Annotated in this window: 22 protein-coding genes; 10 read left to right on the forward strand and 12 right to left on the reverse strand. The window is 66.1% G+C overall.

Annotated elements, in window-relative coordinates:
• Positions 1–2: 2 nt before the first annotated feature.
• Entirely contained in the window at positions 3–479 is a 477-nt protein-coding gene (locus AC6JAM_RS11325; protein ID WP_497934679.1) for a sensor histidine kinase, read from the reverse strand.
• Positions 480–648: 169 nt separating this feature from the next.
• Here AC6JAM_RS11325 and AC6JAM_RS11330 point away from each other — a divergent pair, with 169 nt between their 5' ends.
• On the forward strand, positions 649–1,401 hold the full coding sequence (locus tag AC6JAM_RS11330; RefSeq protein WP_497934680.1) for a ZIP family metal transporter: 753 nt from the start codon (positions 649–651) through the stop codon (positions 1,399–1,401).
• A gap of 12 nt (positions 1,402–1,413) precedes the next feature.
• Here the strand turns inward: AC6JAM_RS11330 and AC6JAM_RS11335 are convergent, their stop codons facing one another.
• The gene (locus tag AC6JAM_RS11335; protein WP_497934682.1) at positions 1,414–2,118 is read right to left on the reverse strand and encodes an ABC transporter ATP-binding protein; all 705 of its coding nucleotides are present in this window, start codon (positions 2,116–2,118) and stop codon (positions 1,414–1,416) included.
• A gap of 26 nt (positions 2,119–2,144) precedes the next feature.
• Positions 2,145–3,248, reverse strand: coding sequence for an FtsX-like permease family protein (locus AC6JAM_RS11340; RefSeq protein WP_497934683.1), 1,104 nt, complete (start codon positions 3,246–3,248; stop codon positions 2,145–2,147).
• Between the two features lie 166 nt (positions 3,249–3,414).
• Here AC6JAM_RS11340 and AC6JAM_RS11345 point away from each other — a divergent pair, with 166 nt between their 5' ends.
• The 4 genes from AC6JAM_RS11345 to AC6JAM_RS11360 all read left to right on the forward strand — a co-directional run bounded on the left by AC6JAM_RS11345 (position 3,415) and on the right by AC6JAM_RS11360 (position 7,351).
• On the forward strand, positions 3,415–4,734 hold the full coding sequence (locus AC6JAM_RS11345; protein ID WP_497934684.1) for a sensor histidine kinase: 1,320 nt from the start codon (positions 3,415–3,417) through the stop codon (positions 4,732–4,734).
• Complete coding sequence (locus tag AC6JAM_RS11350; protein WP_497934685.1) at positions 4,727–5,386, forward strand: response regulator transcription factor; 660 nt, start codon at positions 4,727–4,729, stop codon at positions 5,384–5,386. The genes AC6JAM_RS11345 and AC6JAM_RS11350 overlap by 8 nt, the downstream gene beginning before the upstream one ends.
• A gap of 86 nt (positions 5,387–5,472) precedes the next feature.
• Positions 5,473–7,086: an AMP-binding protein gene (locus tag AC6JAM_RS11355; RefSeq protein ID WP_497934687.1), complete on the forward strand. Its 1,614-nt coding sequence runs from the start codon at positions 5,473–5,475 to the stop codon at positions 7,084–7,086.
• Positions 7,087–7,165: 79 nt separating this feature from the next.
• Positions 7,166–7,351 (forward strand): hypothetical protein, encoded by a 186-nt coding sequence (locus AC6JAM_RS11360; protein ID WP_018770686.1) that lies wholly within the window; start codon positions 7,166–7,168, stop codon positions 7,349–7,351.
• A 189-nt stretch (positions 7,352–7,540) separates the two neighbouring features.
• Here AC6JAM_RS11360 and AC6JAM_RS11365 read toward each other — a convergent pair whose 3' ends face one another.
• Positions 7,541–8,059: a GNAT family N-acetyltransferase gene (locus tag AC6JAM_RS11365; RefSeq protein ID WP_223992769.1), complete on the reverse strand. Its 519-nt coding sequence runs from the start codon at positions 8,057–8,059 to the stop codon at positions 7,541–7,543.
• A gap of 127 nt (positions 8,060–8,186) precedes the next feature.
• Between AC6JAM_RS11365 and AC6JAM_RS11370 the strand changes: the two genes are divergently transcribed.
• Positions 8,187–9,425, forward strand: coding sequence for a sensor histidine kinase (locus AC6JAM_RS11370; protein ID WP_056391612.1), 1,239 nt, complete (start codon positions 8,187–8,189; stop codon positions 9,423–9,425).
• A 59-nt stretch (positions 9,426–9,484) separates the two neighbouring features.
• On the opposite strand, the gene katG is transcribed toward AC6JAM_RS11370, so the two are convergent.
• The gene (gene katG, locus AC6JAM_RS11375; protein WP_497934688.1) at positions 9,485–11,779 is read right to left on the reverse strand and encodes a catalase/peroxidase HPI; all 2,295 of its coding nucleotides are present in this window, start codon (positions 11,777–11,779) and stop codon (positions 9,485–9,487) included.
• 274 nt (positions 11,780–12,053) lie between these two features.
• On the opposite strand from katG, the gene AC6JAM_RS11380 reads away from it, so the two are divergent.
• The 4 genes from AC6JAM_RS11380 (at position 12,054) to AC6JAM_RS11395 (ending at position 17,401) form a co-directional block, all read left to right on the forward strand.
• Positions 12,054–12,251: a hypothetical protein gene (locus AC6JAM_RS11380; RefSeq protein ID WP_134165503.1), complete on the forward strand. Its 198-nt coding sequence runs from the start codon at positions 12,054–12,056 to the stop codon at positions 12,249–12,251.
• 102 nt (positions 12,252–12,353) lie between these two features.
• On the forward strand, positions 12,354–13,463 hold the full coding sequence (locus AC6JAM_RS11385) for an SDR family oxidoreductase (protein ID WP_497934689.1): 1,110 nt from the start codon (positions 12,354–12,356) through the stop codon (positions 13,461–13,463).
• 156 nt (positions 13,464–13,619) lie between these two features.
• A complete protein-coding gene (locus tag AC6JAM_RS11390) occupies positions 13,620–15,368 on the forward strand; it encodes an ABC transporter ATP-binding protein (protein WP_497934690.1) in 1,749 nt (582 codons plus the stop codon).
• Positions 15,365–17,401 (forward strand): ABC transporter ATP-binding protein, encoded by a 2,037-nt coding sequence (locus AC6JAM_RS11395; protein ID WP_497934692.1) that lies wholly within the window; start codon positions 15,365–15,367, stop codon positions 17,399–17,401. Before AC6JAM_RS11390 ends, AC6JAM_RS11395 begins: the two co-directional genes overlap by 4 nt.
• A gap of 114 nt (positions 17,402–17,515) precedes the next feature.
• Here AC6JAM_RS11395 and AC6JAM_RS11400 read toward each other — a convergent pair whose 3' ends face one another.
• From AC6JAM_RS11400 to AC6JAM_RS11430, 7 genes are all read right to left on the reverse strand, one after another.
• A complete protein-coding gene (locus AC6JAM_RS11400; protein WP_223992760.1) occupies positions 17,516–18,892 on the reverse strand; it encodes an MFS transporter in 1,377 nt (458 codons plus the stop codon).
• A gap of 87 nt (positions 18,893–18,979) precedes the next feature.
• Entirely contained in the window at positions 18,980–19,432 is a 453-nt protein-coding gene (locus tag AC6JAM_RS11405; protein ID WP_018770675.1) for a MaoC family dehydratase, read from the reverse strand.
• Entirely contained in the window at positions 19,433–20,626 is a 1,194-nt protein-coding gene (locus AC6JAM_RS11410) for a thiolase family protein (protein WP_223992758.1), read from the reverse strand.
• Positions 20,626–21,402: a 3-oxoacyl-ACP reductase FabG gene (gene fabG / locus AC6JAM_RS11415; RefSeq protein WP_018770673.1), complete on the reverse strand. Its 777-nt coding sequence runs from the start codon at positions 21,400–21,402 to the stop codon at positions 20,626–20,628. Before fabG ends, AC6JAM_RS11410 begins: the two co-directional genes overlap by 1 nt.
• A 63-nt stretch (positions 21,403–21,465) precedes the next feature.
• Entirely contained in the window at positions 21,466–22,662 is a 1,197-nt protein-coding gene (locus AC6JAM_RS11420) for an acyl-CoA dehydrogenase family protein (protein WP_497934693.1), read from the reverse strand.
• Positions 22,659–23,123 (reverse strand): acyl-CoA thioesterase, encoded by a 465-nt coding sequence (locus tag AC6JAM_RS11425; RefSeq protein ID WP_018770671.1) that lies wholly within the window; start codon positions 23,121–23,123, stop codon positions 22,659–22,661. Before AC6JAM_RS11425 ends, AC6JAM_RS11420 begins: the two co-directional genes overlap by 4 nt.
• Positions 23,116–24,366 (reverse strand): CaiB/BaiF CoA transferase family protein, encoded by a 1,251-nt coding sequence (locus AC6JAM_RS11430; protein WP_497934694.1) that lies wholly within the window; start codon positions 24,364–24,366, stop codon positions 23,116–23,118. The genes AC6JAM_RS11425 and AC6JAM_RS11430 overlap by 8 nt, the downstream gene beginning before the upstream one ends.
• Between the last annotated feature and the right edge of the window lie 82 nt (positions 24,367–24,448).

Here is a 24,448-nt window from a genome sequence, read left to right on the forward strand (position 1 = left end):
GGTCAGTCCAGCGGCAGCGTCACCGTCACGCTGGTGCCCTGGCCGGGGCTGGAACTGATCTCCACTGCGCCGCCCGCTTCCTGCACGGCGACCGCCATGAGCCGCAGGCCGTAGCCGTGGTGCCGCCCGCTCTTGGCGAGGATGCAGTCGAAGCCCGTGCCGTCGTCGGCCACTACCAAGCGGATGCCGTGGTCAACAGCCGCCAGCTGGATGCTGAGCGTGGACGCGGACGAGAATTTGAACGCGTTGCTGAGCGCCTCCCGGGCCGACTGGTACAGGAGGGACGCGCAGTCCGCCGGGATCTCGACGCCCCAGTGCGGAGTATCCCAGTGGACCGAGGTCCCGCGCTGCCTCAGGGGGGCGGTAAGCCGGTCAATGCACCCGGCCAGTCCCAACGTGTGGAAATCCAGCGGCTGCTTGTCCGTCAGCACGCCTCCCACGGTTGTGACCTCGTTGTCCAACGCTGTTCTGCTTCCCATGACTTCCTGCTCCCCACAAGCTGGTTTGGTCCTATGGCTAAAGCGTGGACCTGCAATGTCTAGGGATGGCAAGGTTTGCCTCAAGATCCCATCAATTCTGCGCGTGGAGGGTGACCGGGTGCACTGCTGCCCCTTGTTTCATTGCCGCCGCGCTGGGGACGGAAGAGGTATGCCTACCTGGTTGATGTCACTTGTATGGGGCACCGGTGCCGGTGCTGCCCTGGTCCTGGGAGCTGCCGTGTCCTGGCGGTGGTCCATCCCCTCCAAAATCGTCTCGACGGTCATGGCTTTCGGCGCAGGTGTGCTGATCTCGGCCCTTGCCTTTGAACTGGTGGACGAGGCGGTCAAGGGCGGTGGCCTTTGGCCCACGGTGGCGGGCTTCCTGGCGGGGGCAGTGGTGTACGTGGGCGCCAACGTGCTCCTGGCCAGGGCCGGCGCCAAGCACCGCAAGCGGTCCGGGGACCAGCAGCCCTCCGAAAAGGACAATCCGGGCAGCGGCACCGCCATCGCCGTCGGTGCACTGCTGGACGGCGTCCCGGAATCGGTGGTCTTGGGCGTCGGCCTGCTGGCCGGCGGAGCGGTGAGTCCTGCCATGCTGGCAGCCGTCTTCATCTCCAACGTGCCGGAGGGCCTGTCCGGCACCGCCGGCATGAAGAAGGCGGGCCGGAGCAGGGGGTACGTGTTCGGGCTCTGGGGCGGCATTGCGCTCCTGAGCGGAGTGGCAGCGCTGGTGGGATATGTGGCGCTGGAGGACGCCCCGGATGAGCTGGTCGCATTCATCACCTCCGTTGCCGCCGGCGGCATCCTGGCCATGCTGGCGGACACGATGATTCCCGAGGCCTTCGAGGAGCACCACAACCTGACCGGACTCACCGCGGCCGTGGGGTTCCTGACGGCGTTTACGGTGCACCACCTGGGGTGAGGACAGAGGCCCCTACGCCCCCGTCAGCACCGGCGCCGTCAGCCTGCCGTCCCGCATGGTGGCCACCACGTCCGTCAGCGGCACGAACTCGGTGTCATGGGTGACCATCATGGTGGCCACCCCGAACCCGGTGGTCACCTGGCGGAGGAGCCCGATGATCGAGGCGCTGCGTTCCTGGTCCAGAGCGGCGGTTGGTTCGTCCACCAGCAGCACTTTGGGGCTGCCCATGAGTGCCCGGGCGATGTTCACCCGCTGGCGCTGGCCGCCGGAGAGCTGGTGCGGCAGTTTCCTGGCGCTCGCGGAGAGGCCAACGACGTCCAGCAGTTCCGCGGCCTTCGTCCGAGCCGCCTTGGCAGGCTTTCCGCGCAGGTGGTCGCTGATGATGAGCTGTTCGACGGCGGTGAGCGAGGGCAGCAGGTTGGGCTGCTGGAAGATGATGCCCACCTTGTGCCGGCGCAGCGAGGTGAGCTCCTTGTCCCTGAGGCCACCGGTATCGGTGCCGTCAATCATGACCTGCCCGTGGGAGGGGCGGACCAGGGTGGCGGCGACGGCCAGGAGGCTTGATTTGCCGGAGCCCGAGGGGCCCACGAGGGCAACCAGCTGGCCGGCCGGGGCCGTGAGGCTGACCCGGTCCAGGGCGGTGGTGGTTCCGCCGCCGTCCGGATATTCGAGGGTGACGTTGACCAGGCTCAGGGGAGCGGGGGTGGGGGAGGGCATGATGGCGTTCCTTTCGTAAGGGTGGATTAGTTGCCGCCGAGCGCCAGGAGCGCGTCGACCTTGGTCACGCGGCGGACCGCCAGTGCGGCGCCGGCCAGGCCCAGGGCAACAATCCCGACGACGGGAAGCACCGTGGTGCCCGCGTTCAGCAGGAACGGGGCAGCCTGGGCGGCAAGGGACCCGGCCGCGACGCCCACGGCTCCACCTACGGCGGCACCGGCGGTGAGGACGATCGCGGCCTGGGTCAGGGCGTCCCGGAGGATGTAGGCACCGGGCGCGCCCATGGCTTTCAGCACGGCAATGTCACGGGTCCGCTGGATGGTCCATACGGTCAGGAATGCCACGATCACCAGTGACGAGATCCCGTACAGGAACGCCTGCATCAGGGTCAGGGACCCGTTCTCGCTCTTGAAGGAGCCCAGCGCCTGGAAGGACCCGGCGCGTGAGGTGCTGACCGTATGCGCGGCTGCGTCGACGGCGGCGCCGTCCACCGTGGCCCCCGGGGCGTAGGTGACGGCGACGACGGTCGCCAGCTGTCCGCCGTCGGACACGTGCGCTGCCCTGGCCCACGCCGGCAGGGCCGTCCACACCACGCTGGTATGTGCGTACCACTGATCCGGCACCACCGCGGCGACGGAAAGCTCCACGCCGCCCAGGGAGACTTTGTCGCCTTGGCCGGCCGACAGAGCCTCCGCAACCGAGGTACCCAGCACCGCGGTGCCGGCGGACACCTCAACGGGTGCCAGCGGGCTTCCCGGGGAAACGCCGAAAACCGCCACGTTGGCCGTGCCCGACCCCTTGACGGTCTGGGCCCGGGTCTGGGTAATGCCCAGCGGCTCTGCGGACCTGACGCCGGGCTGGTTCTTCCAGCGCTCCACCTGGGCGGCCGTCACGGAGCTTTCCGTGTAGGACGCCTTGGGGGTGGCGGAACCGGGAGCGCCGAAGACGATGGTGTCCACCGGCCTGGTGCCGGCCGCGCCCAGCTTGTCGATGGCCGACGTCGACTGCTCGGCCAGGCCCGCTGTCAGGCCTGACAGCATGACCAGCAGGAGGGTGATCAGGGCTACGACGCCGCCCATCATGGCGAACCGGCCTTTGGCGAAGCGGATATCGCGGATTGCCAGGAACACGTTGTTTCTTCTCTCAGCAGGGGTGGATTCTTGTGTCCTTCCACTCTCCCGGGGGCTGCCCCCGGCGGCATCGCGGGGACGGTTGATCCTCCGGGATGGAAGGGTTGAGCCGGGAGTCAACCGTTCGGTTGATCCCCTGCAGGCGGTCCCGGCATAAGCTGGGGAAATGCCCGCCACGCCCCCGCCGCAACCACCGGAAAAGGCCGGCGGCATCCCCGCGACGGGGCCGTTGAATGCGCTGGAAAATGCATCGTCGGCGGCAATCCTTCGGGTCCTGCGGGTCACCCTGCACACGGGGTTCGCGGTGCTGCTGGCCGTGGCCCTGGTCCGGATACTGATGTCCGGTGGTTCCCTGCGCTGGCTGTGGGCGGGCGCCGCCGTGGTCCTCGCTGCTGTGTACCTGGCCGGAACGGTCCTCGAAAAGCGCCACGCGGAAGCCCGGATCGGCTTCAACCCCCGCCGTTACGGCCTGCTCTGGCTGGCCCTGGTCACGGGCTTGTGGGCGTTGCTGCTTGCCGGGAGTGCGGACTTTGCGTGGCTGGCGTTCCCCATCTTCTTCCTGCACCTGCACCTGCTGCCCCGGCGGGCTGCGCTGCCGACCATCGCGCTGATGACGGTGGCGGTAGTTGCCTCCCAGTGGGCTGCCAGCGGCGCCCCGGTGCCGCATGCCGCGGCCGTGGTGGGACCTGTGCTGGGTGCGGTCTTCTCGGTAATCACCGGGCTGGCGTACGCGGCCCTGTACCGCGAGGCCGAAAACCAGCGGCGTGCGGCCGACGAACTGCGCCGGACGCGGCAGGAGCTGGCCAGGTCCCAGCACGACGCCGGGATGCTGGCGGAGCGGGAGCGGCTGGCCCGGGAAATCCACGACACCCTGGCCCAGGGCCTGTCCAGCATCGTGCTCCTGGGACGGGCGGCGGAGCAGTCCCTCGCCGACGGTGATGCCGCGACCGCATCCTCACGGCTGGCGCTGGTGCAGCAGACCGCCGCCGACAACCTTGCGGAGGCGCGCAGCTTCGTCCGCGGCCTGTCCTCGCCACAGCTGGAGGGGACCACTTTGGTGGAGGCCCTGCGCCGGTTGTGCGGCAAGACGGAGGCAGGCGCCGCGGCCGCTGGGGTGGCGTTGCGGTGCCGGCTGGAGGTGGACGGTGAGCCGCAGGATCTGCCCCAGCCGGTCCGCGTGACCCTGCTGCGGGCGGCTCAGGCGAGCCTCGCGAATGTCCGCGAACACTCCCGGGCAGCGAACGCCGTCGTCACCCTTGCCTTCCTGGGCACCGAGGTGACCATGGACATTTACGACGACGGCACGGGCTTTGATCCCGCCGCTGCGGCCGGTGCCGCGGACCCAGCGGACGGCAGCGGGTTCGGGCTGCGCTCGCTGCGGGAGCGGGTCACCGGATTGAACGGGACGCTGGCACTGGAGTCCGCGCCCGGCGAGGGCACCGTGGTGGCCATCCGGCTGCCGCTGGACGGCGGTCCCCGTGGGTGAGGTGCGCGTCCTGCTGGTGGACGACCACCCCGTGGTCCGTGCCGGGCTGCGTGCCATGCTCACCGGAATCGAGGGCATCTCCATCGCCGCCGAGGCCGCTGACGGGGCCGCTGCGCTGAAGGAACTGGCCCGGCTGACGGCGCTGGGCGAGGCGCCGGATGTGGTCCTCATGGACCTGCAAATGGGCGAGGGGATGGACGGTGTCACGGCCACTGCCGAGATCCGCAAACTTCACGCCGCTCCGCCGGTACTCATCCTCACCACGTACGACACCGACGCGGACATCCTGGCGGCCGTCGAGGCGGGAGCCAGCGGGTACATACTGAAGGACGCGCCGCCGGACCAGCTGCGGCAGGCGGTTTTGCAGGCAGCGGCGGGCGGGACGGCCCTGGCGCCGCGGGCGGCTGCGCTGCTGATGGACCGGATCAGCAACCCCGGCACTTCGCTGACCCCCCGGGAAGTGCAGCTGTTGGAGCTGCTGGCCACGGGCCTGTCCAACCGCGCCATCGCCAGGCAGGTCTTCATTTCCGAGGCGACGGTGAAGACCCACCTGGTGCACATCTACGGCAAGCTCGGCGTGGACAACCGCACCGCCGCCATCGCGGCCGCTGCCCAGCGGCGCATCATCAGGCCGCCGGGCGCCAGGGGCTGACCTGCAGTACGTTTGTTCCACTGCGTTACAGAGGCCGCTGTTTCCAGGTGCCGCTGTTCCAGGTCACATTGTTCAAAGGAGAATGAATGTCCCGTCCGGTCCCAGCCGTTGATGCCCTTCTTGCCACCTACGGTGCGGCCGACGCCTGTGCGGCCGAACTCCTGTGTGACAGCCACGATCCCAACGCCGTTGCCTTTACGGTGGTTGCTGCCGACCTGTCCGCCGAGGACATCACCTACGGCGAGCTCCGGGAACGCTCGGAACGGGGAGCCGCCGCCTTGGCGGAGTTGGGAATAGGTCCGGGAGATGCGGTGGCCACCCTGATGGGAAAGTCGGCGGACCTGGTGGTCATGCTCCTGGCTATTTGGCGCCGCGGCGCCGTCCACGTGCCGCTGTTCACCGCCTTCGCGTGGCCGGCCATCGAGCTTCGCCTCACAGCCTCCGGCGCAAAGGCTGTGATCACCGACGCCGACCAGCGGGCGAAGATCCACGAAACCGAGGCCGCCGTCGTGGTTGCCGGCGCAGAAGCATCCCTGCCGGACCTGGCGCTCACGCCGCTCCTTGCCAGGCAGCAACCGGGGATCGCGGCCGAAGCTGTGGGAGGTGACGGTGATTTGGTGCTGATCTTCACGTCCGGAACCACCGGTGCACCCAAGGGCGTGCCGGTGCCCGTCCGGGCGTTGGCCGCGTTCCGCCAGTACGTCGAGCTGGGCCTGGACGTCAGTGACGAGGATGTTTTTTGGAATGCCGCAGATCCCGGCTGGGCCTACGGCCTGTACTACGGGATCCTCGGTCCCATGGCGGCAGGGCGGCGGAACCTCCTGCTGCGCCCGGGTTTCTCGCCGGAACTCAGCTTCAAAGTGCTGGATGCGTTTTCCGTCACCAACTTCGCGGCTGCCCCCACCGTGTACCGCACCATGCGCGCGAAAGCCGGCGCCGGATTCAGTCCCTTCCACCTTGGGCGCGCCTCGTCCGCCGGCGAACCGCTGACCCCGGAGGTGATCAGCTGGGCCCGGGAGGTGCTGGGGGTTCCGGTAAGGGACCATTACGGACAGACCGAACACGGGATGATGATCATCAATGCCTGGCATGACGACGTGCGGACGGAACTCAGGCCGGGTTCCATGGGCCGGCCCCTGCCGGGGTGGAGCTGTGCGGTCCTCAAGGACAACGCCGACGAGCCGGCCGCGCCGGGTGAACTGGGCCGGGTTGCCGTCAATGTGGCAGACAGCCCCATGATGTGGTTCAAGGGGTACCAGGACGCACCGGAAAAGACGGCGGAAAGATTCAGCGCGGACGCCAAGTGGTACCTGACCGGCGACGCGGGCACGGTGGACGCGGACGGCTACTATTTCTTCTCCTCCCGTGATGACGACGTGATCATCATGGCCGGCTACCGGATTGGCCCTTTCGATGTGGAGAGCGTCCTGGCCACCCATCCGGCGGTCCTGGAAACTGCCGTGGTGGGCGCTCCCGACGAACTGCGCGGAGAAGTCCTGGAGGCTTATGTTGTCCTGGCGGAAGGGACCACCGGCAGTGATGCCCTGGTGGCCGAACTGCAGACCATGGTCAAGACGCAGTTCGCCGCACACGCCTACCCGCGCCGCGTCCACTTCGTTGAGGACCTGCCAAAGACGCCGTCGGGCAAGCTGCAGCGCTACATCCTGAGGCAGCAGCGGGCCGCGGAACTGGGCAGCTGACTTCAGGAGATGGCCGCCTTCCGGCGCCTTTTGGGTCGGGGGCTGTTAGCGTGGAGGCCCAGCCACAGAAGGAGGAGCGATGTCCATCAATTCACCTGATTCACTGCCCGGGGATGAGCCGCAGGAAGGCTCGGCGGCCGGCAAAGGCAATGCCGACGGCGGGATCCCCGGTGGTAAGGACGGCGTCGGGATTTCCGACGGCGCCGAGCCCAACACCTTTGAACCGGAAGAGGATCCGGATGCCGCGGCGGGGCCAACGGACTGAGTTCCGATGAGATCGCGCAGTGAGCTCCGCTCAAGGTTGGCTCAAGATTGGCCGAAGGTGCCGGTTTTGGGCATTTAGGCAGGCTACCGACCGGTAATTTCTTAACTGCTTCCACGTCAGTTCCCCGGCAGGAAGCATTGGAGGCCCCTGCGCTGGAGCTAGACTCGCGCGGGGGCTTCCCCCCATGGGCTAGGCGTTCTCTATCCAATAGCGGCGCTTGCCGTTGCGCGTGTCTTCGTACTGCCCGCCATTCTTTTCAATGGTGGCCCTCGAGCCGGCATTGGCCTCGTCGCAGGTCAGGAGCACCCGTTCGATCCCCAGCGCCCGCGCCACGGGAAGCGCGTCTGCCAACGCTTTCGCGGCATGGCCGCGCCGCCTCGCGGAGGGCCTGACGCTGTAGCCGATGTGCCCGCCTTCGTTGAGGAGGTAGTCGTTCAAGCTGTGCCTGATGGCCAGCGAGCCGAGGAACGTGCCGCCGTCGACAATCCACAGGTAGGTGCAGGGCACGTAGCCGGGCTTCCGCACCGTTTCCGGCCTGGCGTCTTTGATGAGGACGTCAACGAACCGGCTGAACGCCTGTGCACCGATGAGATCGTCCGGGGACCAGCTGTCTGCGCCCGCACCGTCCTGCCGGGCACCGGCAAACTCTGCCGCTGCCTCAAGCCACGATGAGTGGAGGCTGACGTCTGGTGCGATGAGCTGGGCCATGAGAAGATCCTATGCTGCGGGTGTGCCTGCGTTCCGGCCGTGCACGGTGAGCGCGTTCCCGGGAAATCGCTGCTGGCCTGTACTATCGGCCCCGGACCCAAATTTGCGGTCTGAAAGGGGACAATTCATGGCGCGCACTCAGACGGTAACTGCAGCTCCCGCGGATCCGGCCGGGCGGGACGAACTGCTGCAGGAATACGGGTTCGCCTTTGCCGCTGACGAAGGATCCACGCACACCCCTGACGAGCTGTCTACGGAACCCCTGAAGAACCTGGTTCAGTTGGCCGCCAAACTTTGCGGCGTCCCCTTCGGCGTGATCAATGTTGTCACCTCCGATCAGCAACAGCAGGTGGCGGCCGTCGGCTTTGAGGCCGCCGTCTGCGCCCGCGAAGATTCCATGTGTTCACAAGTCTTCCTTTCGGGGAAGCCAACCGTTGTCCCCGACGCATCCCTGGACCCCCGCCTCGCATCGAATCCGTTTGTGACAGGGGAGATCGCCTCCGTGCGGTTCTACGCGTCGGTGCCCCTGGAGACCGCGTCCGGGTTCGTGCTGGGCTCCCTCTGCGTCTTCGCCAATACCCCGGGCACCCCTGGGAAGGACCAGCTGGGCATGCTGGAGATCCTGGCCCGCCAGGCCGTCCAGCTCCTGGAACTCCAGCGGCGAACCCTCCAGCTGAACAGCGCCCTCAGCGAAGTGCGCGAAAGCAATGCCAAACTGGCGGAGTTCGCGGGACGTGTCAGCCACGACCTGCGCGGACCCCTCACCACCATGCTGGGCTACGTGGAGATGGCCGGGGACGAGGTGGACGGCGACCACCCTGCGGCCGAGTACCTCCAGATCATCGATGCCAGCGGGCACCGGATGCTCGCCATGCTTGAAGACGTCCTGACCTACTCCCGGATGGGCGGTGCCCTCCAGCGGCAACGGGTCTCCCTCCAGACGGTGGCAGCAGAGGTCGCCAAGGATCTGGGCCTGTCCTTCGGCAGTGGCGCCGTCCTGGACGCCGAGGCTATGAAGCTCCATGTGGATCCCGGCCAGCTGCGCACGCTCCTGCAGAACCTGGTGGCCAACGCAGTGAATTACCGGAGCCCGGACCGGGACCTCAAGGTCCGCATCAGCGGTATTTCCAACTACCACGGAACCACGGTGTTTGTGGCGGACAACGGCAAGGGGATCGCCCCGGAGGACCGGCAGCGCGTCCTGGAACCCCTCGTCCGGCTCCACAGGGACGGTGACGGACACGGCTCGGGTCTGGGCCTGGCAATCGCCCGGCGCGTTGTGGAAGCCCACGGTGGAGAGCTGAGCCTGAAAGAGACGCCGGGCGGCGGCACCACCGCGGTGATCAGCTTTCCCGCCGGACCCTGACAATCGCTTCAAAGGAGTCAGGGCCGGCTGCGGTGTGCAGCCGGCCCTGACTTAGGGGTCTAGTTCAGGTCGAAGCGGTCCAGCTCCATGACCTTGGTCCAGGCGGCCACGAAGTCGTTGACGAACTTCTCCCGGGCGTCGTCGCTGGCGTAGACCTCGGCGAGGGCGCGCAGTTGCGAGTTGGAGCCGAAGACCAGGTCCACGGGGGTGGCCGTCCACTTCAGCTCACCGGTGGCGGCATCGGTAATTTCGTAGACATTTTCCTCCGACTCGGACGCCTTCCATTTGGTGCCTGGTGAGAGAAGGTTGACGAAGAAATCGTTCGTCAGGACCTGCGGCCTGTCCGTAAGCACGCCATGGCCGGCGCCGCCCACGTTGGTGCCCAGGGCACGCATGCCGCCCACCAGCGCCGTCATTTCCGGCGCGGAGAGGTCCAGCATGTAGGCCTTGTCCAGCAGGAGGGTCTCTGGCTGGAGCTTCAGGCCGGGCCGCAGGTAGTTGCGGAACCCGTCAGCCCGCGGCTGCAGGTACTGGAATGATTCGACGTCGGTCTGCTCCTGGGTGGCGTCCGCGCGGCCGGGCCGGAACGGCACAGTCACGGGGAACCCTGCGTCGGCAGCGGCCTTTTCCACCGCAGCCGCGCCGCCCAGGACGATCAGGTCGGCGAGGGACACCTTCTTGCCGCCTGCCTGGGCTGAATTGAACTCATCCTGGACACGCTCAAGGGCCTGGAGCACGGTGGACAGCTGCTCCGGTTCGGAGACGTCCCAGCTGCGCTGCGGCTCCAGCCGGATCCGGGCACCGTTGGCGCCGCCACGGCGGTCCGTCTTGCGGTAGGTGGCAGCCGAGGCCCAGGCCGTGCCGGCCAGTTGCGGGATGGTCAGGCCGGAATCCAGCAGCTTGGCCTTCAGGGAGGCGACGTCCTGGTCGTCAATCAGTTCATGGTCGACGGCGGGAACAGGGTCCTGCCACAGTTGCGGCTCCGGGACCCACGGGCCCAGCATGTGGGGCCCCACCGGGCCCATGTCGCGGTGCAGCAGCTTGTACCAGGCCTTGGCGAACGCCAGGGCGAACTCGTCCGGGTTCTTGAGGAAGCGCCGTCCGATCGCCTCATAGACGGGGTCGAAGCGCAGCGACAGGTCCGTTGTCAGCATGGTGGGCCGGTGCTTCTTAGCGGGATCGTGGGCGTCCGGGATGATCTCGGGGGCGTCCTTGGCCACCCACTGGTGGGCGCCACCCGGGCTCTTGACCAGTTCCCACTCGTACTCGAACAGGATCTCCAGGAAGCGGTTGCTCCATTGCGTAGGCCTGTCCGTCCAGGTGACCTCAAGGCCCGAGGTGATGGTGTCGCCACCCTTGCCGCTGCCGTAGGTGCTGAGCCAGCCCAGGCCCTGTGCCTCAAGGTTGGCGGCTTCCGGTTCGGGACCCACATGAGCATCGGCGGGGCCGGCGCCATGGGTCTTGCCGAAGGTGTGGCCGCCGGCGATCAGCGCGAAGGTTTCTTCGTCGTTCATTGCCATCCGCTTGAAGGTCTCGCGGATGAACGCGGCAGCGGCCACCGGGTCCGGGTTGCCCTTGGGGCCTTCGGGGTTGACGTAAATCAGGCCCATTTCGGTGGAGCCGACCTCTTCGGACATCTGCCCTTCGCCGACGTAGCGCTCGTCGCCGAGCCAGGCATCCTCCGGGCCCCAGAAGATCTGCTCGGGCTCCCACACGTCCTCCCGGCCAAAGGCAAAGCCGAAGGTCTTGAAGCCCATCGATTCCAGGGCAACGTTTCCGGCCAGGACCAGCAGGTCGGCCCAGGAGAGCTTCTGGCCGTACTTCTGCTTGACCGGCCACAGCAGGCGCCGGGCCTTGTCCAGATTGGCGTTGTCCGGCCAGCTGTTCAGCGGCGCGAACCGTTGGCTGCCGTCACCTGCTCCGCCGCGGCCGTCGTGGACGCGGTAGGTTCCGGCGGCGTGCCAGCTCAGGCGGATCATCAGTCCGCCGTAGTGGCCGAAGTCCGCCGGCCACCAATCCTGCGAGGTGGTCAGGACCTGGCTGATGTCCTGCTTGAGGGCTTCGACGTCGAGCTTCTGGAATTCCTCGCGGTAGCTGAAGGACGGGCCCAGCGGGTTGCTTGCCTGGCCGTGCGTGTGCAGCACGGAAAGGTCCAGCTGGTTGGGCCACCAGTCCTGGTTGGTCCGTGGCCGGTGCCCCTTGGGCTGCGGCGTGTCAATCGCCGGGTTTTCACTTTCGCTGCCCTGGGCCGTGGCGCTGCCATGGGCTACGGGGCACCCACCCTCAACCTTCTGGTCCAGGCCCTGTGCGCTCCCGGGCGTGGGGACCGGGGGATGGTCTTGGGGTTCGGTCATGTGCTTCTTCCTTCCGTTGGGCCGAGGCCGCGGTTGGACTCGGGCAGCCGGTGCAACCCTCCTATTGGAACATAGACGAGGGGGAGGGAAACCCCTCTTTTCCAGGAGGGATCCGTTCTCCAAGTGAGGGAACGTAACAGTTGGTCAACCGGTTGGGAGGCTGCCGCTGCCCCCAGCCATAATCAACGTGCGGGTCCTCTCTCAGTCAGTCCGCACTCTCCATTTCTTCCCACCCTTTTGCGTGGGACCACTCGAAATTTCAGGAAACAACTTCATGGACGGTTCAAGCCTTGTAGCCCTCTTCCTTGCGAGGAGCGACGACACTGCCACCAGCGCGCTGCCGCGTGCGCCCAAGAGGGTTCGGGTAAAGAAGCCCGGCCTGTCACCCTGGTCAATCCTGCGGGGCCGGACGGCAAGTGTGCTGCACCGCCTTGCGTGGGCGATTGAGCCTGACACGGAGGGCAGCTTCTAGCCCCCTCCGCCTACACCTCGACTGAGCGGCGGAATATCTGCCTGACGCTGGGGCTTGTCGCAAGGGGGCGTCGTCGGACAACCCTGCAGCAGAAGGAGCACTATGACCATCGGTTCAGGAACAGCAGCGGGTTCAGGATCAGCAGCGGGCAACGGGCGGACTGCCCTGGTGGTGGGTGCCACCGGCATCGCGGGGTCCGCGCTGGTGGATACTTTGGTTGGCGAAGGCTGGGCTGTCCTTGCCTTGTCCCGCAGGCCCGGAGCTGAGCGCCCTGGCGTCCGGTGGCTCTCGGCGGACCTGACCTCAGCTTCCTCCCTGGCGGCTGTGCTTGGTCCGGAGAACCCCTCCCATGTCTACTTCACCGCGTGGTCGCGCCGGGCCACCGAGGAAGAGAACATCGCCGTCAATTCGGGCATGGTTCGTGATCTCCTCTCAGCACTGCAGGGCAAGGCCGTGGCCCACGTTGCCCTGATGACCGGACTCAAGCATTACCTGGGACCGTTCGAGGCGTACGCCGCCGGGGAAATGCCGGACACCCCCTTCCATGAGGAAGAACCGCGCCTTCCGGTGCCGAACTTCTATTACGCCCAGGAGGACGAGCTGTGGGCGGCAGCGGCCCGGCAGGGGTTCACCTGGTCCGTGCACCGCGCCCACACCGTCATTGGGCATGCGGTGGGCAACGCCATGAACATGGGCCTCACGCTCGCTGCGCAGGCCACCCTGTGCCGGGACAGCGGGCAGCCGTTCGTGTTCCCGGGATCCGAGACGCAATGGAACGGCCTCACTGACACGCCGGATGCAGGTCTGCTGGCCGAGCACATGCTCTGGGCCTCCACCACCCCGGAAGCCGCGAACCAGGCCTTCAACATCGTCAACGGTGACGTGTTCCGCTGGCGGTGGATGTGGCCGAAACTCGCCGCCTACTTCGGCGTGGAGTGGGAGGGGTATCAGGGAGAGCCCCGTCCCCTGGAGCAGTCCATGGCGGGGCGCGGGGACCAGTGGCGGCAGCTCGCCGCCCACCACAACCTCAGCGAGCCGGAGCTGGACCGGGTGGCATCCTGGTGGCACACGGACGGTGACCTGGGACGCGGCATCGAGGTGGTGACGGACATGGGCAAGAGCCGGGACGCCGGCTTCATGGGATACCGGCGGACGCTGGATTCCTTCACGGCCCTGTTCGACCGCTACCGCGCCGATAGCCTGATTCCCTGATCAAGGAGGCCCAAAGAGCTGTTCGGAGGGCCCGCGTACGCCGTCAGTGAACCCTGAAAGTTCTGGCTCGAACCCCCGGTTAAGTCCCAGCCTCCGGACGTACACTGACCTTCGCACCACGTTTGTGGACACTCCGTCAGGTGAGGGCTTGTACGTATGCTCTGGAAGTTGCTTGTCGAATACCTGCGGCCGCACCGGCCGCTGCTGGTCGCCGTCGTGGTTTTCCAGCTGGCGCAGTCCATCGCGTCGCTGTACCTGCCAACGCTGAACGCGGACATCATTGACCAGGGTGTGGCCCGCGGCGACACCGCCTACATCATGTCCACGGGCAGCGTCATGCTGCTCATCACCCTCGCGCAGATTGCCTGCGCCGTGGTGGCCGTGTACTTCGGTGCCAAGGCCGCGATGGGCCTGGGCCGGGACCTGCGCGGCGCCATCTTTGACCGCGTGGGCGAGTTTTCCGAGCAGGAGGTCACCCGCTTCGGCGCCCCGAGCCTGATCACCAGGTCCACCAATGACGTCCAGCAGGTCCAGCAGCTGGTGCTGATGTCCGCCACGCTTATGGTGGCCGCGCCCATGCTCAGCATCGGTGGCGTGATCATGGCCATCCGGCAGGACGCCCAGCTGTCCTGGCTCATTGCCGTGTGTGTCCCGGTGCTGCTGATCGCCGTCGGGCTCATTGTCACGCGGATGGTGCCGCTGTTCCGCAAGATGCAGGCCCGGATCGACACCGTGAACCGCGTGCTGCGCGAACAGCTCGCGGGCATCCGCGTGGTGCGGGCATTCGTGCGGGAGGACATGGAAACGGCGCGGTTCGCCCAGGCCAACACGGACGTCACGGACGTTGCCCTCCGCGCCGGACGCCTGATGGCGCTCATGTTCCCCACCGTCATGCTGATCCTGAACGTATCCAGCGTGGCGGTTATCTGGTTCGGCGCCTTCCGGATCGAGGACGGGTCCATGCAGGTGGGCACCCTGATCGCGTTCCTGAGCTACCTGATGCAGATCCTCATGTCCGTCATGATGGCCACCTTCATGGCGGTGATGATCCCGCGCGCGTCGGTGTCCGCGGACCGGATCGGCGAGGTGCTGGGCACCAGTTCCAGCGTCCTGCCGCCGGAGAACCCGGTCACCAGCGCGGCGTTCGCCGGCAGGCAGCGGCGCGGCGAGTTGGAGATGCGCGACGTCGGATTCGCCTACCCGGGAGCCGACCAGCCGGTTCTGTCAGGCATCAGCTTCACCGCCCGCGCTGGGCAGACGACCGCGATCATCGGCAGCACCGGCTCCGGCAAGACCACGCTGGTGAACCTGATGCCACGGCTCTTCGACGTCACCTCCGGCGCGGTGCTGATGGACGGAGTGGACGTCAGGGACCTGGACCCGGACCTGCTCTGGGGGCACATCGGCCTGGTGCCACAGCGGCCATACCTGTTTTCCGGCACCGTGCGCAGCAACCTCCTGTACGGCAACCCGGACGCCACCGAGGACGGGCTGTGGACTGCGCTGGAGATCGCCCAGGCCCGGGACTTCGTGGAGCAGATGGAGGATGGGCTGGACGCGGCGATCTCGCAGGGCGGCACCAACGTCTCCGGCGGGCAGCGGCAGCGGCTGGCCATCGCCCGGGCCCTGGTGAAGCGGCCCGAGCTCTACATCTTTGACGACTCGTTCTCGTCCCTGGACACCGGCACCGACGCCCGGCTGCGCCAGGCGCTCAAGCGCAGCACTGCCGGTGCCACCATGGTCATCATCGCCCAGCGCGTGTCCAGCATCGTTGACGCGGACCAGATTATGGTGCTCGACGACGGCAGGATCGTTGCGCACGGCACGCACCATGAGTTGCTGGAGACATCCGAGACGTACCGTGAGATTGTTTCGTCCCAGCTGGCAGCGGAGGAAACGGTATGAGCACCCAACACCCGGGGACCCGTCCCGCTCGCGGCACCAAAACCGGGCCCGGCTCCGGAGCCGGCCAGGCCGACGTCGTACGCATTCCCCGGCCGCGCGGCGGCCCAGGGCACGGCGGACCGTTTGCCGGGATGAACGTCCCGGCAGAGAAGGCGATGAACTTCGGCGGTTCGGCCAAACGGCTGCTGGGCACCCTGCGGCCGGAACGGCTCTGGCTGGTGCTGGTGCTGGTAATGGCCGTGGCGGGCGTAGTGCTGCAGGTGATTGGGCCGCGGCTGCTCGGCGAGGGCACCAACCTGATTTTCGCCGGTGTGGTGTCCAAGCAGCTGCCGCCGGGGATGACGCAGGCGCAACTGATTGCGCAGCTGCGGGCGGCGGGGGAGAACCAGAAGGCGGACATGCTGGGCGCCATGACGCTGACGCCGGGTGCGGGGATCGACTTTGCGGCGCTGGCCAGCGTGCTGACGTGGGCGCTGGTGCTGTACGTGCTGGGGTCGGCGTTCATGTGGGGGCAGGCGTATGTTCTGAACGGCGTGGTGCAGCGGACGGTGTTTGGGCTGCGCGAGAAGATCGAGGCGAAGATCAACCGGCTGCCGCTGCGGTATTTCGACTCGATCCAGCGCGGTGAGCTGCTCAGCCGGGTGACCAACGACGTGGACAACATTTCGCAGAGCCTGCAGCAGTCCATCAGCCAGGCGGTGACGTCGTTGCTGACGGTGGTGGGCGTGTTGGTGATGATGTTCATCCTGTCCCCGACGCTGGCGCTGATCGCGCTGGTGACCATTCCGCTGACGCTGGGGATCACGGCGCTGATTGCCAAGCGCTCGCAGAAGCTGTTTGTGCAGCAGTGGAAGAACACCGGTGAGCTGAATGGGCAGATTGAGGAGACCTACACCGGGCATGCACTGGTAAAGGTGTTCGGCCGGCAGCGCGAGGTGGGGGAGCGGTTCCGGCAGAAGAACGTGGAGCTGTATGAGGCGAGTTTCGGGGCGCAGTTCATTTCCGGGCTGATCATGCCGGCCATGACGTTCATCGGGAACCTGGTGTACGTGGGGATCGCCGTGGTGGGCGGCCTGCAGGTTGCGTCCGGGGCCATGCAGTTGGGTGACGTGCAGGCGTTCATCCAGTACTCGCGGCAGTTCACCCAGCCGCTGGCGCAGCTCGGCTCGATGGCCAACCTGCTGCAGTCAGGCGTTGCGTCGGCTGAGCGGGTGTTCGAGTTGTTGGATACGGAGGAACAGTCTGCCGATCCTGTGGGTGCTTCTTTGCAGAGTCCTGATGGTGCCGGGCGCGGGCGGCTGGTGTTCGAGGACGTGTCCTTCTCGTATTCGCCGGACAAGCCTCTGATTTCCGGGTTGTCTTTGGTGGCGGAGCCGGGGCAAACGGTGGCCATTGTGGGGCCGACGGGGGCGGGCAAGACCACGCTGGTGAACCTGATGATGCGGTTCTACGAGCTGGATGCCGGCCGGATCACGTTGGACGGCGTGGACATCACCACCATGACCCGGAACGACCTGCGCTCGCGGATGGGGATGGTGCTGCAGGATACGTGGCTGTTCGGTGGGACCATCCGGGACAACATTGCCTACGGCCGGCCCGCTGCGTCTTCGGACGAAATCCTGGAGGCGGCGCGGGCGACGTATGTGGACCGGTTCGTGAAGTCGCTGCCCGAAGGGTACGACACCGTGCTGGACGACGAAGGCTCCAACGTGTCAGCGGGTGAGAAGCAGCTGCTGACCATCGCGCGGGCCTTCCTGGCGCGGCCCTCTGTTTTGATCCTGGACGAGGCGACGTCTTCGGTGGACACCCGGACCGAGGTGCTGGTGCAGAAGGCCATGAGCGCCCTGCGGTCAGACCGGACGTCATTTGTGATCGCGCACCGCCTGTCCACGATCCGCGACGCCGACCTCATCCTGGTGATGGAGGCCGGCCAGATCGTGGAGCAGGGGACCCACTCATCACTGCTGGCCGCCGGCGGGGCTTACGCACGGCTGTACGAGGCCCAGTTCGCTGCGCCGGTTGCGGAGGTTTAGGACCTGGGGTCACCGCAGGCCTCACAGGCGGGCGACGACGGGAAGTCCCGTCCCGTCGTCGTCCGCCTTCCCCAACGGAAGAAGGCCAGGTTCACGCTGGCCCGGCTCCTGGGCTTAGAAAGCGTCGGCCTCCGCATTGAGGTCCCGGCCCCTGGTTTCCGGCGCAAAAAACCCTGCCACAATACCGATCGCAGCGTAGGCCATGAGGATTCCGGCTACCGGGATCCACCCCGGCCCGGTCGCAGCAACGACGCTGGCTGCAATGATGGGGCCGAGACCGCCGGACAGGACGGCGCCGATTTCCTTGACCGTGGTCATGAAGGAAAAGCGGCGTTTGGACCCGAACATTTCTACCAGCCAGGTTGACTCCACGCCGTACAGATTCGGCAGTGGACCGCCAACGAAGATGACGAAGACCAGGGCCACCAGCACAGGGTTACGCGTTTCGATCATCAGCATCGCGGGAATCGTAAAGGCAAACTGGAATCCGGAGAGCCAGAGCCAGACCCTGCGGCGGCCGAATCGGTCAGTGAGCTTCCCGGTCAGCAAGACTGTGGCCACGCCCAGGACGGAGCCGAGTGTTACACCGGTGGTGACGAGGTTTGCGTCCATTTTCACCACCGATACCGTCCAGCCGATAAGGAAGCCCTTGACGAGGTAGACCGAACCGTTTTCGCCGAGTTTGATACCCAGTGAGACGAGGAAGGCCTTTTTGGCATCCGCGGCGTCACGCCAGATGCTTTGCTGCCTGGCTTCCAGACGTGCTGCGGCACGCCGCGCCTTGACCGCCTCGAAGACCGGTGATTCGCTCACGCTGCGACGAAGGTAGAGCGCTACTAGGGTGGTACCGACGCTGAGCAGGAAGGGAATACGCCATCCCCAGGCAAGGAAATCGTCCTTGGGCATCTGCGAGAGCAGCAGCCACAGTCCGCTGGCCAACAGCACACCGGTCGCAGTTCCCAGTGCCACCACGGCGCCGTAAAAGCCGCGCTTACCGGAAGGAGCGGATTCCACCAGCAGCAGCGAGGCCCCGGATAGCTCCGCGCCCGCGCCGAAGCCCTGGATAAGCCGCAGGAGCACAAGGAGGATTGGGGCCGCGACCCCGATCTGGGCAAATGTGGGCAACAGACCCATTCCCAAAGTGGCGATACCCATCATCCCCACGGTGATGACCAGGACGGATTTCCGCCCATACTTGTCGCCAAGGTAGCCAAAGTAGATCCCGCCCAGGGGCCGGACGAGAAACCCTGAACCGAAGGCGGCAAAGCTCGCCATCAATGCCATCGCCGGGTCCGTGTTGGGGAAGAAGAGCGGCCCGAAGACCAGCGCTGCCGCCAGGGTGTAGAGCGTAAAGTCCATGTATTCCAAGGCGGAACCAAGGAACGACGAAATGGAGGTGCGGCGCAGTTCAGCCGGCGCCACCTCCAGCTCCGATACCAGGCCCTGCGGCTCAGCGGCGGCATATTTCAGGTTTGGGTTTTCTGTGACCATGGGGTTTCTCCCTTGTGTAGAGCCTGTCGGCAGGCCCGGAGGCAAACGTCATTGTTCGGATGGTGGTGCAAGGTCTTCAAGGGCAGTTCAGTTCGGGAGCAGGGAGACAGTCTCCGCTATGCAGGCAGGCTTTTGTGAGCCTTCCAGTTCGATCAGGTGATTGAACTGCAGCTGCCGCCCATTGGCCGTCTCGCTCACCGATGCCAGCGTCAGCCGGTCCCTGATGCGTGAGTTGACCCTGGCCGGCGCCGGGAACCTTACCTTATTCAGGCCGTAGTTGATGATCATCGCGGCCCCGTCGACCCGGTATACCTGGCCGGCCAGGTATGGCAGCAGCGACAAGCTGAGGTAGCCGTGGGCGACAGTGGCCCCGAAGGGCCCGCCTGCTGCCCGCTCCGGGTCCGTGTGTATCCACTGTTGGTCCAGGGTGGCATCGGCGAAAGCCTGGATCTGGGATTGGTCCAGGGTATGCCATCCACTCACCCCGATTTCCTGGCCAGCCATGGTGGCGAGCTCGGCGGCGTCCTTGAACAGTTTCATTTAGACCCTCTCCAGCAGCATGGCGACGCCCTGGCCCAGGCCCACGCACATGGTGGCCAGGCCGCGGTTTGCGTCTTCGCGTTCCATCCGGCCCAGTAGCGTGACGACGATCCGTGATCCGGAGGAGCCCAGGGGATGGCCCAGGGCGATCGCACCGCCGTCGTTGTTGACGGTTCCCTCATCCATTCCGAGCAGCCGAATGCAGGCCAGAGCCTGCGCTGCGAACGCCTCGTTGAGTTCGACGGCCCCCACCTCGGCCAGGTCCCAGCGCGCCTTGGCCAGGGCCTTTTGTGTCGCAGGCACCGGGCCGATGCCCATTACATCCGGCGCCACACCGGCCGCTTGGCTGGTCACGATGCGGGCCCGGGGCGTGAGCCCGTAGCGCTCCACGGCCTCGCCGCTGGCGACCAATACAGCTGATGCGCCGTCGTTGAGGGAACTGGAGTTGCCAGCGGTGACCACTCCGCGGGGCGCCACGATCGGCCGGAGGGCGGCCAGGGCATCAGCGGTTGACCCGCGTCTGGGTCCCTCATCGGTGACTACCAGCGAGACTTCCCCCCGCCTGCCCGTGACCGGAACAGGGACTATCTCGTCGCTGAAGCGGCCGGCGTCGATCGCCGCCACTGCCAGGTTGTGGGAGCGCAGTGCAAAGCTGTCCGCGTCGGCACGGGAAATCCCCTCCCGCTTCGCTACCTCTTCTGCCGTTTCGGGCATGGAAAACAGTGCCCCCGACTCCATCCGCGGGTTAACAAACCGCGCACCGATTGAGGTGTCCGCGAGTTCACCCGGTTTGGAGTAGGGCTTCTCCGGCTTTGCCATCACCCACGGCGCGCGGGTCATGGACTCTACGCCGCCGGCCACCACAAGGTCGGCGTCACCGTTGCGCACCGACTGCGCCGCCATGCTGATGGCTGTTAGCCCGGAGGCACAGAGCCGGTTGACGGTCACGGCCGGTACGGCGTGCGGGAACCCGGCCAGCAGTGCGGCCATCCGGGCAACGTTACGGTTGTCCTCACCGGCCTGATTAACACAGCCAAAGATGACCTCGTCAACGGTGGCAGGATCGACGCCGGCCCTGTCCACTGCGGCCTGCAGCACAAGCGCGGCCATGTCGTCGGGACGGACAGTGGCGAGCACGCCGCCGTGACGGCCCACCGGGGTACGGACGCCCCCGACGAGGAATGCCTCGGGCATCAGCGGGCCCCGCCGTTGATGTAAAGGGTCTGGCCGGAGATGTAAGAGGAGTCGTCACCGGCGAAGAAAGCCACGGCCGCTGCCACTTCCTCCGGCTGGCCTACACGTCCCAGTGGGGTTCGCTCCGCCACCGCCTGCTGGTGCTCGGCCGGGCTGGCCCCCACCCGCTCTGCCGTTGCGGCAGTCATTGAGGTGGCGATGTAACCCGGCGCCACCGCATTGACCGTGATGTTGAACGGACCAAGTTCGATGGCGAGCGTCGCGGTCAGGCCCTGGATACCGGCCTTTGCAGCCGCGTAGTTGGCCTGGCCGCGGTTGCCCAGCGCGCTGCGGCTGCTGAGCGAGACGATCTTGCCGTACTTGGCCGGAACCATGTAGCGCTGGGCAGCGCGCGTGCAGAGGTAGGCGCTGGTGAGGTTCGTGGCCAGGACCGAATCCCAATCCTGCCGCTCCATCTTGAAGAACATGTTGTCGCGGGTGATCCCGGCGTTGTTTACCAGGATGTCCAGCCGGCCGAACTCCCGGTGGATGTCATCGAATACCCGGTCTACTGCTGCCTCATCCGTGACGTCGCAGCAGGCGGCAAGGGCCTTTCCGCCCGCCGCCACGACGTCCGGGTGGTCCGAGATACGCTGCGCGGTGTCCTTGGCGCGGTCCTCGTTGAGGTCCAGGACGGCGACAGTGGCGCCGCCATTGGCCAGTTTCAGCGCGGTGGCTGCGCCGATTCCCTGCGCCCCTCCAGTGACTACTGCCACCCGGTTGGTGAAATTGCTCATGACATTTCCTTTGCTGGTGTTTGGAGCGTGCTTTGGCAAGCCCGGGTCGGGCCCGCCCGGGAGCTAGCTGAAGGCGGAGAGGCCGGTGATCTCGCGGCCAACGAGAAGGGATTGGATCGAGTCCGTGCCCTCATAGGTGGAGACGACCTCCATGTCGGTCATGTGCCTCGCCACGTGGTTCTCCAGCAGCATTCCGTTGCCGCCGAGCATGTCCCGTGCCTCTGAACAGATCCAGCGGGCTATCCGGGCCGTGTGCATCTTGGCCATGGAGGCCATGGGCCCGGTCATCCGGCCGTCCTCGGCCAGCACGGCAAGGCGAAAGCAGATCAGCTGCATGGCTGTCAGTTCTGCAAGCATGTTGGCCAGCTTGTTTTGCACCAGCTGGAAACTGCCGATTGGTTTGCCGAACTGCTGGCGGGTCTTGGCATAGTCCACTGCGATCTCGTAAGCGGCCATTGCGTGGCCGTAGGACTCCCAGGAGGCGCCGCTGCGTGTGGAAGTGAGTACCTTGGTGACGTCCTTGAACGAATGGCATTCCGTGAGCCGGTTGGCCGCCGGGACCCGGAGGTTCTCAAGGGTGATGTCCGGTTGGAGGATCGCCCGCTTGCCAATCTTGCCGGTGATGACTTCGGTGGTATACCCCTCTGGAAAGCTGCCGTCCTCGTTACGCTCCATCACGAACGCCTTGACCTTGGCATCCGCTTCGTCGCGGGCAAAGATGATGACGACGTCGGCCATGCTGGCGTTGCCGATCCAGCGTTTGCGCCCGTTGATGATGTAGCTGTCCCCCTCGCGCCGTGCGCTGGTTTCGAGCGCCACGGAGTCAGACCCGTGCTCGGGTTCGGTCAGGGCGAAGGCGCCGATCTTGCCGAGGGCGGCCATGGCAGGAAGCCAGCGCTGCTTTTGCTCCTCGCTGCCGAGCATGTTGATGGTTCCCATCGCCAGTCCGGACTGGACGCCGAGGAAGGTGTTGACGGAACCGTCGCCGCGGGAGACCTCGGCGGCGACAATCCCCGCGGCAAGCCGGCTTAGCCCAGGGCATCCGTAGCCCTGAATGGTTGTTCCGACGATGCCGAGCCCGGCAAGTTTGGGTACAAGTTCGAAGGGGAACTCGGCACGTTCCCAATAGCCGTTGATGACCGGCAGCAGGTCTTTGTCGACGAAGGCGCGGACTTTCAGCCGGAGCGCCCGGTCCTCAGCGCTGAGGAAATCGTCCATGAGGTAAAAATCGGTGCCGTTCGCGGCCGTTTCGCGTTTCATTGAGTGAGCTCCAGTGGTGTGTGATCGGGGACCCATTTGCCCTGCGGGTCTGCAGTTCGATGTGAAGGCTGGAAAAGGGTGAGCCAGTGGCGCTCGTGTTCCGCCAGGGGCCGGGACTTGCCAGTGTCCGGCTGGACTGAAACCAGCACGGTACGGCCGTCTACGGCGACCGCCCCGAATTGGCTGCCCCTGAATTCCAGGCTGAACGAACTCGTGCCGATCCTGGTCACCGCGAGTTCAACCTCCAGGTCTTCGCCGTGGTGGACTGGCCGCCGATAGTTCACTTCGAGGCTGGCTACCACCGTGGGGGTCGCTTCGGCTCGGCGTATGCCCGGCATCGAAGACCGCCATTTGATTCTTGACTCCTCCAGGAGCGTGACGACGGCGGCGTGGTTGACGTGCCCGTTGAGGTCCTGGTCGGACCATCGTGGGCAGACTCGGGTCCGGTAGGTTTCAGGCATCGACCAGGGCTTTCCGATGGAGTAGCCATTCCCGCACCAAGCGGGAGCTTTCGTTCAATCCCGGGGGTGCGAGCGAATAGTCCACCGGCGTAAGGGAATACTCGACAGGATGGCGGACCGTGGGTATCTTCCGGGGCCCGTCGCCAGCCATCACTACCGGGTTCAGCCCCAGCTGTTCAGCGAGCTCCACACCGCCGCGGACATCCTGGATCGGAGCGCAGGGCAGCCCTGCCGAGGAGAGCTCACGGAACCATTCGTCGGCTGACTGGCTGGCCAGTTGGGCGTGGAGGATGCCGCGCAGCTCGTTACGGTTGGCGTTGCGCTGCAGAGTTGTGACGAACTTTGGATCACGGGCGACTCCGGGAATCCCCAGCGCCTCGCACAGCCGGACGAACTGGGCATCATTTCCCGTCGCGATGATGATAGTGCCGTCCCCGGTCTGCATCGGAGCGTATGGATACATGCTGGGGTGTTCGTTCCCCATCCTGGTCGGTACCACACCGCCCGTTACATAGGCCGCAGACTGGTTCACCATTCCGGACAGGGCCGAGGTCAGCAGGTTCAGTTCCACCAGCTGACCCTCGCCGGTCCGGTCCTTGTGGTGTAGTGCCCCCAGGATGCCGATGGCAGCGTGCAGGCCCGTGATGACATCGAACAGCGCGATGCCTGCCCGGTACGGTTGGGAGTCCTGGTCCCCGGTAAGGCTCATCATCCCCGATGCGGCCTGTACCAACAGGTCATACCCCGGAATATGTGCGCCCGCTCCAGTACCGAACCCAGTGATGGAAGCATAGATAATGTTCGGGTTCAGTTCGGCCGCGGACGCGTAATCCAAGCCCAGCCGCGCCATGTTGCCGGGCTTGAAATTCTCGATCATGACATCAGCGCTGGCGATCAGGGAACGCGCAACGTTGAGGTCCTCCGGGTCTTTCAGGTCCAGGGCAATGGAATGTTTGTTGCGGTTAACCGCGAGGAAGAACGTGGCCTCGCCGTCCCGTACGGGGGGCATATACGTGCGGGTGTCGTCGCCCTCAGGTCCCTCCACCTTGATCACCGTGGCGCCCATGTCAGCCAGGAGCATGGTGGCGTACGGGCCTGCCAGCACCCTGCTGAAATCTGCCACCACAACGCCGGCGAGGGGACCCGCGCTGGCCCGGCCCAGGACGCCACCTTCAGGATTGTCGTCACTGCCAGCGGGACGACTATGTCCGCTGGAAACCGGTTCGTTGATCGGTTGTGTCATCTGCTTCCTCCGCTTTGTGGTGTGCATCACCTACCTTCCCAAGCGGACTGATTCGCGTCCAATACACATTGGGTGCCGGACT

The sequence above is a fragment of the Arthrobacter sp. GmRoot5-12 genome (assembly GCF_059739365.1).